Below are 15,486 nucleotides of genomic sequence, written 5' to 3'. Positions count from 1 at the left end.
ATCTTTCAGTCATGCCCGAGTGGGCGCATCGATAACAATTTCTACCGGGGAACGTCATGAAAAGAAAACTACTGCTGTCGCTGATCGGTGCCGGACTGACGCTGGGCGCGCCGCTGACCCTTGCAGCCACGCTCAATGTCGGTATCAGCGGCGACCCCGCCTCGCTCGACCCGGCGCGGGTGACCGGCGGCGTCTGGGAGGAAGACGTCCTGCGCGATATCTTCGAAGGGCTGGTGGCCATCGACGCCCAGGGACAGATCATCCCGGGCGTGGCCACAGACTGGGAAACCAGCGAAGACGGTAAAACCTACACCTTCCACCTGCGTGAGGATGCCCGCTGGTCGGACGGCGAGCCGGTCACCGCCGAGGATTTCGTCTTTGCCCTGCGCTATCAGGTCGACCCGAAAACCGCCTCCAACTACGCCCACCGCCTCTATCCGGTGGTCAACGCGCAGAAGATCAACGCCGGCGAGGCCGAACTCGACACCCTGGGCGTTGAAAGCCGTGACAACGGCCACACCCTGGTCATTCATCTGACCGAGCCGGCCGCCTACTTTCTCAAGACGCTGGTGCTGCCGTTTGGCTACCCGATCCCCGAACACGTCGTCAAGGACAAGGGGGAGCGCTGGAGCCGCCCGGACAATATCGTGGTCAACGGCGCCTTCAAGCCGGTGCGCTGGGTCTCCAATTCCGAGCTCGACACGGTCAAAAACCCCGAGTTTCACGATGCCGACAAGGTGACGCTGGACGGCGTGAACTACTACCCCGTCGAAGACAAGAACGCCGGCATCTCGCGCTTTCGTGCCGGCGAGCTCGATATCCTGCGAGACTTTCCGGCCGCGCGCTATCAGTGGCTTGAAAAGCAGATCCCCGATGCCGTGCAGATCACGCCGTCGCTGGGCAGCTATTACTACGTCTTCAACCTGCGCGAGGGCTCCCCGGTGGCCGACAAGCGCGTGCGCGAAGCGCTCTCACTGGCCATTCGTCGCGACGTGATCAGTGAGAAACTGCTGGATGGCGCCGTCACACCGTCTCACTCGCTGGTCCCGGAAGGGGTCAGCAACTACACCCCGGCCACCCAGCCGGGCCTTGATGACGACATGGACACCCGCCTGAATCGGGCCCGCGAACTCCTGAAAGCCGCCGGGTTTGGGCCCGAAAAGCCGCTCGATCTGACCCTGCGCTACAACTCCGGTGACGAGCATCAGCGCATTGCCGTGGCGGTCGCGGCCATGTGGAAGCCACTGGGTGTCAACGTCGAGATGCGCAACAGCGAAGCCAACGTGCACTACTCGGAGCTGATGCAGGGCGACTTCCAGGTGGCCCGCGCCGCCTGGATCTCAAGCTATGACGACGCGCAGAACTTTTTGCAGCTGCTCTCGGCCGAAACCAACAACTACGGTGACTATCAAAACGCTGATTACAGCCAGCTGATCCAGCAATCCGATCAGGCACTCGACAGCGACACACGCCGCGACATGATGCAGCGCGCCGAAGCGATGGCGCTGGCCGACTATCCGCTGGCGCCGATCTATACCTACGCCGCGCGCAACCTGGTCAGCCCTGCCATTGAAGGCTGGGACAACAACGCCCTCGACATGCACGCCTCACGCTGGATCTCGATCGACAGCGATCGCTGATTACTGCCAGGCGTCCACCAGGGTGACAGAAGAACGCGCTCTTTTGTCACCCGTTTGTCATCCATCCGCCACGATATCGACCCTTTGTCCCCAATATTGGTCGCCTTTTTTAACGCTTCGTTAACTCTGGACACATCACCCCGGTGCGGAGTAACTTCAAAATTCGCCAAAAGCGAAACACGACTCGCGCCGCTATCCCGGTACGCGATAGCGACAACAATAATGCCAATATCGTGGGGACTTTCATGCCACCGATCCGCTCGCTTGTCAGCGCCATTGCACTTGCCTCCTCTCTTGCCGCCTCACCTGCCCTTGCCGATACGCTTCGCATTGCCATCATGGGGGAACCCGCCTCGCTGGATCCGCACCAGGTCAGCGGCGTATGGGAAAACGACGTGGTGGGCGATCTTTTTGAAGGCCTGGTCACCGAAGACGCACACGTTAAAAGGATTCCCGGCGTTGCCAGTTCCTGGGATATCAGCGACGACGGCAGAATCTATACCTTTCATCTTCGGGAAAATGCGAAGTGGTCGGACGGCGAACCCCTGACGGCCGAGGACTTTGTCTTCTCCTGGCGCCGTCTGCTCGACCCCAACACGGCCGCCAACTATGCCTATCTGCTCTACCCCGTCGAGGGCGCCGAGGCGATCAACAAGGGCGAGGCCGACGTCGACACGCTGGGCGTGCGTGCCATCGACGAGCACACGCTTGAGGTCACTCTGACCCATTCAACGCCCTATTTTCTGGATCAGCTTTCCCACTACACGGCCTATCCCGTGCCCGAACATGTGCTCAAGGAGTACGGCCGCGACTGGATTCGCAAGGGCCACCTGGTCTCCAACGGCGCCTTCAAGCTGGATCAGTGGCGCTCGCAAAACCGCATCGAAGCCTCGAAAAACGAGTACTTTCACGACGCCGACAACGTCACACTCGATGAGGTGATCTATTACCCGATCGAGGATCGCAACGCTGCCCTGAACCGCTTCCGGGGCGGCGAAGTGGATATCGCACGCGAGTTCCCCACCCAGCAGTATCAGTGGCTCAAGGACAATTTGCCGGATGAGACCCATGTGGCGCCCTATCTGGGCATTTACTACATGGCGCTTAACTCGCGCGAGGGTCATCCCACCAGCGACGTTCGCGTCCGCGAAGCCCTGAACCTGGCGACACGCCGCGATGTCATCAGCGACAACATTTTAAAAATCGGCACCATCCCCGCCTGGAGCATCGTGCCCGAGGGCATCAATGACTACGAGCTTCAGGAAATGCCCGGCCATGACATGAGCAGTGATGAGCGCATGGCCCGCGCCAGAGAGCTGCTGTCAGAGGCCGGTTATGGCCCGGACAAGCCGCTTAATCTGGTCGCGACCTACAATACCGACGATGACCATCGCAAGGTCATGGTGGCACTGGCCGCCATGTGGAAGCCATTGGGCGTCAATCTGGACCTGCGCAACGCCGAAGTCGCGGTCCACTACCAAAACATGCGCCAGGGTGACTTTGATGTGGGCCGTGCCGGCTGGATCGGTGACTACAATGACCCGCAGAACTTTTTGAGCCTTTTCGAGACCGGCGTCCCCAATAACTACGGCGCGTATTCCAGCGCCGAGTTTGATGCACTGATGGATCAGGCCGCCGGCACGCAGGACATGACGCAGCGTGCCGACGTCATGGCCAACGCCGAACAGGTCATGCTCAAGGATTTCGGCGCACTGCCTCTTTATTACTATGTGTCGCGCAATCTCGTCAGCACTCGTCTGTCGGGCTGGGAAGACAACATCGAAGACCTCCACCGCTCTCGCTGGATCAGCATCGAGCAGTAGCTTCCATGTCATCAGCACCGTCCGCCGGGCGGTGCTAACATGCCGATTTTATTCATCTCTTTTGAACAGGCACCGTTCATGAATCGTCTCGTTTCCGGCTGCATGGCAGTCGCTCTGGCCTGGTCACTGCCGTTGACCGTTCACGCCGCCACGCTGGATATCGGCATTTACGGCGAGCCGGCCTCGCTGGACGCCGCCCGCGTCACCGGCGCCGTTTATGACAACGATGTGCTGGGCGATCTGTTCGAGGGGCTCGTGACGCTCGCCCCCGATGGCGACTATCAGCCGGGCGTGGCCACCGACTGGTCGGTCTCCGATGATGGCCTGACCTGGACGTTTGACCTGCGCGACGATGCCCGCTGGTCCGACGGCGAGCCGGTCACGGCCGATGACTTCGTGCTCGCCTTTCAGCGCGCGCTGGACCCGAGCATCGCCTCCATCTACGCCAATCTGCTCTATCCGCTTGAAAACGCCGCCGCCATCAACCGCGGCGAGGCCGAACTCGACACGCTGGGCGTCCACGCCGCAAGCGATCATCAACTCGAAGTCACCCTCGAGCAGCCCACGCCCTATCTGCCAACGCTGATGGCGCATATCATCGCCGCGCCCGTGCCCTCGCATCTGGTGGGCGAATATGGCAACGACTGGACACAGCTGTCTCATATCGCCACCAACGGCGCCTTCATGCCGAGCCGCTGGGTCTCGCATGACCATATCGAGGCGGTGAAAAACCCGCAGTTTCACGACGCCGACAGCGTCACGCTCGATGGCGTCAACTACCACCTGGTCGAGAACCTCAATACGGGCCTGTCGCGCTTTCGAAGCGGCGATCTGGACGTCATGCGCGATTTTGACGCCAGTCGCTATCAGTGGCTCACCGACAACCTGAGCGACGCCGTGCACCTGCACAACCAGCTCTCGACCTACTATTACGCCCTCAATAACCGCGAGGGGCATCCGACCAGCGACGTGCGCGTGCGCGAGGCGCTCAACCTGGCATTGCGGCGCGACATCATCGTCGACAAGGTGCTGCAGGGGGCGGCCAACGCCACCAGCGCGCTGGTGCCCGAGGGGATCAGCCATTACGAGGCGCAGACCATGCCGGGCGTTGATGGCGATATCGATGCGCGCATGGAAAGGGCAAGAACGCTTTTAAAGGAGGCCGGCTACGGCCCGGAGCATCCGCTCAACCTGCGCCTGCGCTTCAACTCCCGCGATGATCACCGCCGCATCGCCGTGGCCGCGGCCGCCATGTGGAAGCCGCTGGGCATCAATATCGAAATGGTCAACGCCGAGGCCAACGTTCACTACGCCGAGATCGCGCGCGGCGACTTCGATATTGCCCGCGCCAGCTGGGTGGCGGATTTTGACGATGCCAGCAATTTCCTGAGCATTCTCGCCTCCGGCAATACCAAGAACTACAGCGGCTACCAAAGCGCCGAATTCGATGACCTTCTGGCGCAGGCCACTGCGCAGGCCGACCCGGACAAGCGCCGCGAGCTGCTCGAGCAGGCCGAGCGCCAGGCGCTGGGAGACTACGCTCTGGCGCCGATCTATGCCGATGCCGCGCGCAATCTGGTCAATCCGGACATGACCGGCTGGGAAGACAACGCCATCAATCGCCATCTGTCGCGCTGGATCAGCATCAACCCGTAGCCCTCACACCGGGCCGGACGCGATGCCGGTCCGGTGTGAGCATAATAACGTAACCGACAGCCGGCCTGACCGGGCGCTCGCAAGCCTTCCATCCCGTCGCGGGACCAGGCGATGGCGGCCCTGACGCCCTGTCGGTGCCGGGACACCGGTTTTGTTGTATCGCCACCACCCACGCCGAGGTAAGACGCCGTGCTGAGCTATATCGCCAAACGCCTGGCCATGGCCATCCCCACCCTGTTAATCGTGATTACGGCCTCGTTTTTTCTGATGCGGGTCGCCCCGGGCGGCCCCTTTGACGGCGAGCGCCAGCTGCCGCCGGAGATCGAGGCCAATCTGATGGCGGCCTATCATCTGGATGAGCCGCTGCCCATGCAGTATCTGCGCTACATGGGCAACCTCCTCCAGGGCGATTTCGGACCGTCGTTCAAGTACAAGGACTTCTCGGTCACCGACCTGATCGCCCAGGGCTTTCCGGTCAGTCTGGAACTCGGAGGACTGGCGATTGCGCTGGCGCTGCTTTTCGGCATTCCCATGGGGGTCATGGCGGCGCTCAGACGCAACTCAACGGTGGACTATCTGCTGATGGGCACGGCGCTGGGCGGCATTGCCGTGCCCAACTTCGTGATCGCCCCGCTGATGGCGCTGTTTTTCGGCGTGATCCTGGGCTGGCTGCCGGTGGGCGGCTGGAACGGCGGCGCCCTGCCCAATCTGGTGCTGCCGGTGGTGGCGCTGGCCATTCAACAGATCGCCTACATTGCCCGCATGATGCGCGCCTCGATGATCGAGGTGCTGGGCAGCCATTTCATTCGCACCGCCCGCGCCAAGGGGCTCAACGAGCGTCAGGTGATCTGGCGCCACGCCCTGCGCCCGGCGATGCTGCCGGTGCTCTCCTATCTCGGTCCGGCCATCGCCGGCATCATCACGGGTTCGGTGGTCATCGAGCAGATCTTCGGGCTGCCGGGCATCGGGCGCTATTTCGTGCAGGGCGCGCTCAACCGCGACTACACGCTGGTGATGGGCACGGTGGTGTTCTACGGGATCCTGATCGTGCTGATGAACCTGATTGTCGATCTGCTCTATTCGCTGTTCGACCCGCAAATTCGCTATGACGACTGACCGGAGCGCATCATGACCTCTTCCCACGGTGCTCATGACACCCACGCCGCGTCCGGCACGACCCCGGGCGACGGTGATCACCTCCAGGGCGGTGGCAGCCCCAATCCGCCCGAGGCGCCGGTCGCTCAGCCCGGCGAGAGTCTCGCCCGCGAGGCCTGGCGGCGGCTGCGCCACAACCGGGCGGCCATGGCGAGTCTCATTTTGCTGGTGGCGATGGCAGTGGTTTGTATTGCCGGCCCCTGGCTGCTGCCCTGGGATCTGGCCGAGGTGGACTGGGAAAATTTCGGCACCGGCCCGACGCTTGCCAACCAGCACTGGCTGGGCACGGACGCCAACGGCCGGGATCTTCTGACCCGTACGCTCTATGGCGGGCGCGTGTCGCTGTCGGTGGCGCTGGTGGCCACGCTGGTGAGCCTGGTCATCGGCGTGCTCTACGGCGCCATTTCCGGCTACGTCGGCGGGCGCACTGACAATCTGATGATGCGCTTTGTCGACATCATGTACTCCCTGCCCTTCATGTTTCTGGTCATCCTGCTGATGGTGGTCTTCGGGCGTAACATCTTTTTGATCTACGCCGCCATCGGTGCGGTGGAGTGGCTTGACATGGCCCGTATCGTGCGCGGCCAGACCCTGTCGCTCAAACGGCGCGAATTCATCGAGGCCGCCCACGCCCTGGGCGTTCGGGATTCAAAGATCATTACCCGCCACCTGATTCCCAACTCGATCGGCCCGGTCATCATCTATGTGACGCTGACGGTACCCAAGGTGATCCTGTTGGAGAGCTTTCTCTCCTTTCTGGGGCTGGGCGTACAGGAGCCGCTGACCAGCTGGGGCGTACTGATCAGCGAGGGCACCGCCAACATGCAGGGCGCGCCCTGGATGCTGATCGTGCCGGCCACCTTTCTGGCCGTAACGCTTTTTTGTCTCAACTTTTTGGGCGACGGGCTGCGTGATGCCCTCGACCCGCGTACCCGCTAAGGAGTCCACCATGTCGACACCCCTGCTCGAGATCGACAATCTCAGGGTGGACTTTGAACTGCCCACCGGCACTGTCTCGGCCGTCAAGGGCGTCAGCTTTCATATCAACCAGGGCGAGACCCTAGCGCTGGTGGGCGAGTCCGGCTCCGGCAAGTCGGTCACCTCCACCGCGCTGATGCGCCTGCTGCCCGAGATGGCCAGTATCTCCGGCGCCATTCGGCTGGACGGCGAGGATCTGACACAGGCCAGCGCCGCGCGGATGCGTCGGCTGCGCGGCAACGAGTTCTCGATGATCTTTCAGGAGCCGATGACCTCGCTCAATCCGCTGCATCGCATCGGCCGCCAGATTGCCGAAGTGCTTCATCGCCATCGCGGGCTCTCCGGCAGCAAGGCACGCGCTCGAGTGCTGGAACTGCTCCACCAGGTCGGCATCCCCGATCCCGAACGACGCATTTCAAGCTACCCTCACGAACTCTCCGGCGGCCAGCGCCAGCGCGTCATGATCGCCATGGCGCTGGCCTGCGAACCGCGCCTTCTCATCGCCGATGAGCCCACCACGGCGCTTGATGTCACCGTACAGGCCCAGATTCTCGATCTGCTCCGGGACCTGCAACAGCGCTACGGCATGGCGATATTGTTTATCACCCACGATCTGAGTCTGGTGCGTCGCTTTGCCGAGCGGGTCTGCGTGATGCGCTACGGCGAGCTGGTCGAGGCCGGTGAGACCGCGAAAGTCTTCAATGAGCCGCAGCACGACTACACCCGCATGCTGCTCGACGCCGAACCGCGCGGCAGCAAACCGGCCGTGGCCGACGATGCACCGGTGCTGCTCAGCGGCCGGGACGTGCGCGTGCGCTTTACCACCAAAAAACGTCTGTTCGGACGCGACGAGCATTTTGAAGCGGTACGCGGCATTGATCTGACCGTACGCCGCGGGCAGACCGTCGGGATCGTGGGCGAGTCGGGCTCGGGAAAATCAACGCTGGGGCGCGCCCTGCTTCGGCTGTTGAAAAGCCAGGGACAGCTTCGCTTTGAAGACACCGACATCAGCGGTTTTGACAAGTCGCACATGCGGCCTCTGCGTGCGCGCATGCAGGTGGTCTTTCAGGACCCGTTTGGCTCGCTCTCGCCACGCATGACCGTCGGCGAAATTATCAGTGAAGGACTCAGGGTGCACTTTCCGGAACTCGACCGGCGCGAGCGCGAACGGCGTGTGATCGAATCGCTTGAAGAAGTATCGCTGGACCCGTCGATGCGCAAGCGCTACCCGCACGAGTTTTCCGGTGGCCAGCGCCAGCGCATTGCCATTGCGCGCGCCCTGGTGCTCAAGCCTGACTTCCTGCTGCTTGATGAACCGACCTCGGCACTGGACCGCTCGGTCCAGATAACGGTCATCGAGCTTTTGCGCCACCTGCAGCAGAAATACAACCTGACCTATGTGTTCATCAGCCACGATCTGGCCGTGGTTCGGGCGCTGTCCGATACCGTGCTGGTCATGAAGGAAGGTCAGGTGGTCGAACAGGGCAGCGCCGAGACCATTTTCCGTACGCCGCAGCAGGAATACACAAAAGCGCTTTTGAAAGCGGCCTTTTTGCGTGACATGGAAAACGTTGCCTGACAGCAAAATGAATAATGGCCCTCATCTGAAGGGCCGGTTTTTCTGAATTCGTTCATCATCGATTGAGCCCATGATAAAAACGAACCCTTCGATCACGGCCAATTTTTAATCCACCCTGAACGACAGCCACTTTGCGCCGAGAAACCTTTTTCCATCTTTAATTTCTGCCGACATCGCCTTCTAAACAGTCAGTTCTGAACAGTTATTTTTTCGAAGCCATAAAATGAACTGCCCCCCGATTTGAAACCTTTCATGTATTGGACCAATAGATATTAAATTAAAGTTTATTTATCAAACCGGTCTGTGATACAAAAAAATTAAGGCTTGATTACCCCCTGTGTCGCTGACGTTAATCAGCCTGAAAATGGCCGTAGAGCCATGACAATGAACGCTGCATCGCTTTAACGATAACACCTCAACGGAACCCCATCATGACAATAAAAACCCTTGTAGCGGTTGGCGCACTTTCGATATTTGGTCTGACAGCCTGCCAGAATTATGAGCCTTTCGGTGATGGCCGAGGCAGCTTCTCACGCGCTGAAACGGCCAGAAGTGATGTGGATACCAGCCAGATTCCCGGCGATGTTCTTCAACGCTTTCGCCAGCTCGATTCGCGCAATGAAGGCTACGTTGATGTACAGCAGATCACGGAAGACCCGGAGCTTTCTGCCATCCTGCGCAGCAGTAGCGACAGTGCCAGCGGTCGTTTAACGCTTGAAGACCTCGCGCGTTATTACCAGTAAGGCAAGATTTCAGGGTGCTCATCAGGACATGCGTTGATATCCGTGTCCGGGAACACTTGCGTCACAACACCAATAAATAAATGCAAGGAAACAAACCTATGGTCAGGCATCGTATTGCGCCACTGTCTCTGGCGGTTGCGCTGGCAGCGCTTTCCCACCCCGCCGGCGCCGTCACCATTTATGAAACCGCTGATGATCTTTTCAGCATCGGTGGCCGTATTGCCAACCGAAGCATCTGGGAAAACGGTCAAAGCTATCGAAACGCCAACTCCGGTTCGCGTATCAACCTCGTCTATCAGCGCCACTTTTCCGATGGCTGGACAGGGATTGCCCGCACCGAGTGGGGCTTTGACCCCTTCTTTGTCAATGGCGATGACGACCACTTCAAGCGGCTGCTCTTCGGCGGGTTTCAGCATGAAGAGTATGGCTCAATCACTATCGGTAAACAGGTCTCGCCCTGGACCGACATGGTCGCGGCCTGGACCGACCAGTTTCTGATGTCGGGTGCCTCGGCCACCGGCTCCTATAACGGCCGCAGCGGCAGAAGCGATGGCGGTGTCGAGGGCCTGGGCCGTGCCGACAACTCGATCTACTACAAAAACAGCTGGGATGAGTGGACGCTGGGCTTGATGTATCAGACCCGTGACGACAGCACCAACAGCGGCGGACGCGCACAGTTCAACGAAAACGACAGCTTTAACGGCTTCAGTGCCCCGTCCGGTTACAAGCGCAAATACACCACCCAGGCCGCGCTCGAATGGGCCGCCAACGATGAGCTGGCCTTTTCGGCGGCTTATTCCCACTCCGGCTTTGATGACCAGGAAAACGGTGATCGCACCGCCACCAACGTGAACGCCTGGCTGGGCGGCGCGCGCTGGACCCCGGGCGACTGGTACTTCGCCGTCACCGGCGGTCAGTACCGCAATGCCATCACGGATGGCAGCCTGGGCAACGGCGGAGACGGCCTGTCTCCCAGCGCACGTGGCTATGAGGCCATCGGCATCTACAGCTTTCAAAATCCCTTCGCCTGGACCGATACCCTCCAGGTCTACGGCGGCCAGAACCGCCTGTGGGAAAAGGACTCAAGCGCCCGCCTGAGCTACTACACCCTCGGCACGGCGTGGTTCTACAGCGACTGGATCGTGGCGCTGGAGCAGTTGCTCGATGACAGTAAAAACGCTGACGGCCGCGATCGCCGCAATAACGTCACCCAGCTGCTGGTGCGCTTTAACTACTGATCACCTCGTGATGCTCGCACATCCCTGACGATTGGCTAACGACGCTTCGGCCCTGCAGCACTCGCTGCAGGGCCTTTTTTATCTCCGGCATTGATGTCGCTGTCTGCCTTGACCGTGGGGCAACCCCAGGGTTTTATGCTGCAGGCCTGTCACGCATCGAGTCGAGGATGTCATGAAAATTGGTGAGCTGGCCCGACAGGGCGATGTGACCCACGAGACGATCCGCCACTATGTTCATCAAGGGCTGATCCATGCCGGGCGCGACCCGAATAACGGCTATCAGCACTTTGACGAAAAAGCGCTGCGCCGCGTGCGCTTCATTCAACGTGCCCGAACGCTGGGCTTTAGCCTGCGCGAAATCGCCGAGATCTTTGCCCATACCGATCACGGTGACTCCCCCTGCCCCATGGTGCGCGATCTGCTCAGCGCCCGGCTGCCGCGAATTCGCGCACAGATTCAGGCGCTCGAGGCAATGGCCGATCGCATGGAACAGGCGCTGACCGCCTGGTCCGACATGCCCGATGGCGCACCGGATGGCCATACGCTGTGTCAGCTGATCGAGCACTGGAACGAACCGGACGCGCCGACTCATGGGAGGATCGATGAGTAACCAGCGAACCTGGCACCTGACACTTGCGGGTCTGCACTGTGGTGGCTGCGTCAAACGGACCCGCACCGCACTGGAGACTCTCGACCCGAAGGCCCGCATCGACATCGAGGTAGAGCGTCTTGCCATCACTACCGAGCGGGCTCGTGATGAAGTCATCAAAACGGTAGAAAGCGCCGGCTTTCAGGCCACGCCAGCCGAAGACGGCCGCGATCACCATCAGCTGACCCTCGAAGGGCTGCACTGTGGGGGCTGCGTCAAACGCACCCGGGGCGAGCTGGAAGCGCTCGACCCGCAGGCGCAGATCGAGCTCGATACCGAGCACCTGTCGATCACAACCGATCATTCGCTTGATGCGGTGATCCGCGCCGTCGAGACAGCCGGCTATCGCGCCGTGCCCGCCGGCGCGGCGCCCGGCTCAGCGCCAGAGCCCGGTGCCACGCCAGGGGCCGATACTGACGATGCCGGCGCACCGGTCGAGGCCGACACACCAGCGAGCCCGACCGAGCCACGAGGCGATGCCATCGAGCTGCAGCTGACCGGCATTACCTGTGCCGGCTGCGTGCGCACCATTCAAAACGCGCTGGATCACGTCGACGGCGTTGATGAAGCCCAGGTCAACTTCGCCACGCGCAGCGCCCGGATACGCGGCGATGTCGACACCGACACCCTGATCCAGGCGGTCGAGCGTGCCGGCTATGGCGCCGAGGTGATCGAGAGTCTCGAACAGGGCGAAGCCCGCCGCGGCGAGCTGGAGCAGCAGAGCTATCGCCGGCGAATCCGCGACACCTGGCTGGCGCTGATACCGGGTGGGGCACTGATGGCTTCCATGTTCTTTCATCACCCACAGCTTGAAGGCGGTGAGCGCTGGGTGTGGGTCGCCATCGGCCTGGCCGTGCTGGGCATCATGATGGTGGCCGGACGCGGCTTTTATGACGCCGCCCTCAAGGCCGTACGTCACCGCATCGCCAACATGGATCTGCTGATCGCGATCGGTACCGCCACGGCCTGGCTCTACTCCATGTTTGTCGCGCTGTTCCCCGCCACCGTGCCGGAGGCGGCGCGCGCGCTCTATCTGGAAGCGCCACTGATGATCATCGGGCTGGTCAGCCTCGGCCAGGCGATCGAGACCCGCTCCCGCGGGCGCACCTCGAAGGCGCTGTCGCAGCTGGTATCGCTGCGCGCCAGTACTGCCCGAGCAATTCGCGATGGCCAGGATATCGACGTGGCGATCGACGAGGTGGTCCAGGGCGATCTGTTGCGCCTGCGACCCGGCGAGCGGGTGCCGGTGGATGGCGAGGTCATCGAGGGGCGCAGCCATATCGACGAGTCGATGCTGACCGGCGAGCCGCTGCCGGTGGCGCGTGACGTCGGCGACCGGGTCTCGGCCGGCACGCTCAACACGAAGGGCACGCTCACCCTGCGCGCCACCCGGGTCGGCAGCGAGACCAGCCTGTCGCGCGTTATCGAGCAGGTGCGTCAGGCCCAGGGCTCGCGACCGCCCATCAGCCGGCTGGCCGACCGGGTCGCCAGTCTTTTTGTGCCGGCGGTCATGGTGGCTGCCGTCATCACGGCGCTGATCTGGTTCAACGTCGGTCCCGAACCACGCGTGACCCATATGCTGATCACCGCGACTTCGGTGCTGATCATCGCCTGCCCCTGCGCGCTGGGGCTGGCCACGCCCATTTCGACCATGATCGGTGTGGGCCGCGCCGCCAGTGCCGGCATCCTGATCCGCCACGGCGAATCGCTGCAGCGCATCGGCGAGCTGACCGCGCTGGTGGTCGACAAGACCGGCACTCTGACCGAGGGCAAGCCGCGGGTCACCGACAGCATCTGGCAGGACGATGACCACACAACGGCGCTGGCGCTGCTGGCAGGCCTTGAGCGCGGCTCGGAGCATCCGCTGGCGGGGGCCGTGCTGGACTATTGCCGCGAGCAGCAGGCCGCGCCGGTTGAGGTTCAACACTTTGAGGCCCTCTCCGGGCGCGGCGTTACGGCCACCGGTCCAGACGGCGAGCGTCTGGCCCTGGGCAATGCGGCGCTGATGGAAGAGCACGGCGTCCCCCTTGAAGAAGCGTTCGATACCGTCAGCGCCTGGGAGGATCAGGCGCGCAGCGTGCTGCATTTCGCCATCGATGGCCGACTAGTCACTCTGCTGGCCGTGCAGGACCCGCTGCGTGAGGACGCGTTCGAGGCCATTGTGCGCCTTCATGCCCGCCAGCTGCGCGTGGTAATGCTGACCGGCGACGCCGAGCCGACCGCACGTGCCATCGCCCGACAGGCCGGCATTGACGAGGTCCATGCCGGTCTCAAGCCCGAGGACAAGCAGCGCCATATCGAACGGTTGCGCGGTGAGGGGCATGTGGTCGGCATGGCCGGCGACGGCATCAACGATGCCCCGGCGCTGGCCGCGGCGGATGTCGGCTTTGCCATGGGTGCCGGCAGCGATGTGGCGATCGAATCGGCCGGTGCAGCGCTGATGCGCGATTCGCTGCACGGCATCAGCGACGCCATTGACCTGAGCCGCGCCACGATCGCCAACATCAAGCAGAACCTGTGGGGCGCCTTTGCCTACAACACCCTGGGCATTCCGATTGCCGCCGGCGTGCTCTATCCGCTGACCGGCACCCTGCTCTCGCCCATGGTCGCGGCACTGGCCATGGCGGCATCGTCCGTCACGGTGGTGACCAACGCCAACCGGCTGCGCCGCTTCACCCCGGAGCGTGTCATGCCCGAGGGCCACGACACCCCGACATCAAACACGGAGGCCAGCGCATGACGCTTTTGATTAACGCCCTGGGCATCGCCGCCATCGTCTTGATCATCTGGTGGTTTCTGGGCGGCCAGGGCAAGGCATGACACACCGGCCCGGCTGACCCACACTGGCATTTGAGGCCAACCCACAGGGAGTGTTCCCCGATGTCCGCACAGCAGGCGCCCGCCATTCATGGCGTGATTGAAACCGTGCTCTACACCGCCGACATGGCCCGGGCGCGAGACTTTTTTGAGACCGTACTGGGGCTGTCACCGCACAACGCCGATGAGCGCTTTACCGCCTACCCGGCGGGATACTCGATGCTGCTCGTCTTTCAGCAGGGGCAGACCGATGACACCGTCCATCTACCCGATGACATGGGCACCATCCCGCCCCATGACGGCGGCGGGCGCCAGCATGTGGCGCTGGCCATCGGCAGGGACGCCCTCACGGCCTGGGAAGCACATCTTGCAGCCCATGATGTGGCGATCGAAGGGCGCACGCACTGGCCGCCGGGCGGCGAAAGCCTTTACTTTCGCGACCCGGACGGCCATCTGCTGGAGCTGGTCACGCCGGGACTGTGGCCCAACTACTAGGCCCTTGCCGGCCGGTGCGCGGTCACTGCTGATGGCCTGATTGCTGGTGCCTAGTTACTGCTGATGGCCTGATTGCTGGTGCCTAGTTACTGCTGGTGCCGGTGTAGCGGCCGGGCCGGTGGTTGAGGGTCAAAATCACGCCGAGCACGGCCGCACCCAGAATGGAGTAGCCCACGTTGGCCGGGGGCAGCACGAAAAAGGCCAGCAGCATGACCAGCCCATCCAGGGTGAGCTGCACCTTGCCCGCACTCCAGCCGCGGCGGTCCTGCAGATACAGCGCCAGAATGTTGAAGCCGCCCAGGCTGCCGCGGTGGCGAAAGAGTGCCAGCGCCCCCAGCCCGATCAGACTGCCGCCCATGAGCGCGGCAAACAGCGGGGAGACCTCGCCGATATCGATCCAGCGCGGCATCTGCCAGGTAATCCAGGACAGCAGCGCGATGGCAGCAAACGTCTTGAGCGCGAACTGGTGGCCGACCCGCTGCCAAGCGAGCCAGTAAAACGGCAGGTTCACGACAAAAAAGACCGGACCGAAGTTCCAGCCGGTGACGTAGGTAATCAAAAGTGCGATGCCGGCGGTGCTGCCGATCAGAATCTGGGCGTGCTCGTAGAGCCCGATCCCGAGTGCGGCACAGGCCGAGCCGAGCATGATGGCCATGACGTCTTCATGCAGGCGATGTCGAGTCGCTGATGCATCCATCGATAATATCCTTGTT

The 15,486-nt window shown here is 62.2% G+C and carries 12 protein-coding genes; 11 read left to right on the top strand and 1 reads right to left on the bottom strand.

The window, feature by feature from the left end; translation table 11 throughout:
• Positions 1-56: 56 nt before the first annotated feature.
• The 11 genes from ACXMYO_RS00790 (at position 57) to ACXMYO_RS00740 (ending at position 14,773) form a co-directional block, all read left to right on the top strand.
• Positions 57-1,640 (top strand): peptide ABC transporter substrate-binding protein, encoded by a 1,584-nt coding sequence (locus tag ACXMYO_RS00790; RefSeq protein WP_457807496.1) that lies wholly within the window; start codon positions 57-59, stop codon positions 1,638-1,640.
• A gap of 245 nt (positions 1,641-1,885) precedes the next feature.
• On the top strand, positions 1,886-3,463 hold the full coding sequence (locus ACXMYO_RS00785; protein ID WP_457807495.1) for a peptide ABC transporter substrate-binding protein: 1,578 nt from the start codon (positions 1,886-1,888) through the stop codon (positions 3,461-3,463).
• Between the two features lie 78 nt (positions 3,464-3,541).
• Complete coding sequence (locus tag ACXMYO_RS00780) at positions 3,542-5,119, top strand: peptide ABC transporter substrate-binding protein (protein WP_457807494.1); 1,578 nt, start codon at positions 3,542-3,544, stop codon at positions 5,117-5,119.
• Positions 5,120-5,308: 189 nt separating this feature from the next.
• The gene (oppB, locus tag ACXMYO_RS00775) at positions 5,309-6,235 is read left to right on the top strand and encodes an oligopeptide ABC transporter permease OppB (protein WP_438766121.1); all 927 of its coding nucleotides are present in this window, start codon (positions 5,309-5,311) and stop codon (positions 6,233-6,235) included.
• A 12-nt stretch (positions 6,236-6,247) separates the two neighbouring features.
• Positions 6,248-7,213: an ABC transporter permease subunit gene (locus tag ACXMYO_RS00770; RefSeq protein WP_438766120.1), complete on the top strand. Its 966-nt coding sequence runs from the start codon at positions 6,248-6,250 to the stop codon at positions 7,211-7,213.
• A 10-nt stretch (positions 7,214-7,223) separates the two neighbouring features.
• Positions 7,224-8,831 (top strand): ABC transporter ATP-binding protein, encoded by a 1,608-nt coding sequence (locus ACXMYO_RS00765; RefSeq protein ID WP_457807493.1) that lies wholly within the window; start codon positions 7,224-7,226, stop codon positions 8,829-8,831.
• A 431-nt stretch (positions 8,832-9,262) separates the two neighbouring features.
• Positions 9,263-9,574, top strand: coding sequence for a hypothetical protein (locus ACXMYO_RS00760; RefSeq protein ID WP_438766117.1), 312 nt, complete (start codon positions 9,263-9,265; stop codon positions 9,572-9,574).
• Between the two features lie 98 nt (positions 9,575-9,672).
• The gene (locus ACXMYO_RS00755; RefSeq protein ID WP_457807492.1) at positions 9,673-10,812 is read left to right on the top strand and encodes a porin; all 1,140 of its coding nucleotides are present in this window, start codon (positions 9,673-9,675) and stop codon (positions 10,810-10,812) included.
• A 172-nt stretch (positions 10,813-10,984) separates the two neighbouring features.
• Positions 10,985-11,422: a MerR family transcriptional regulator gene (locus ACXMYO_RS00750; protein WP_457807491.1), complete on the top strand. Its 438-nt coding sequence runs from the start codon at positions 10,985-10,987 to the stop codon at positions 11,420-11,422.
• On the top strand, positions 11,415-14,201 hold the full coding sequence (locus ACXMYO_RS00745) for a heavy metal translocating P-type ATPase (RefSeq protein WP_457807490.1): 2,787 nt from the start codon (positions 11,415-11,417) through the stop codon (positions 14,199-14,201). The genes ACXMYO_RS00750 and ACXMYO_RS00745 overlap by 8 nt, the downstream gene beginning before the upstream one ends.
• A gap of 140 nt (positions 14,202-14,341) precedes the next feature.
• On the top strand, positions 14,342-14,773 hold the full coding sequence (locus ACXMYO_RS00740; protein ID WP_457807489.1) for a VOC family protein: 432 nt from the start codon (positions 14,342-14,344) through the stop codon (positions 14,771-14,773).
• Between the two features lie 82 nt (positions 14,774-14,855).
• Here ACXMYO_RS00740 and ACXMYO_RS00735 read toward each other — a convergent pair whose 3' ends face one another.
• A complete protein-coding gene (locus tag ACXMYO_RS00735) occupies positions 14,856-15,470 on the bottom strand; it encodes a YitT family protein (RefSeq protein WP_457807488.1) in 615 nt (204 codons plus the stop codon).
• Between the last annotated feature and the right edge of the window lie 16 nt (positions 15,471-15,486).

It is taken from the genome of Kushneria sp. EE4, assembly GCF_977968315.1.
This window is presented reverse-complemented; position numbering and strand designations above follow the sequence as displayed.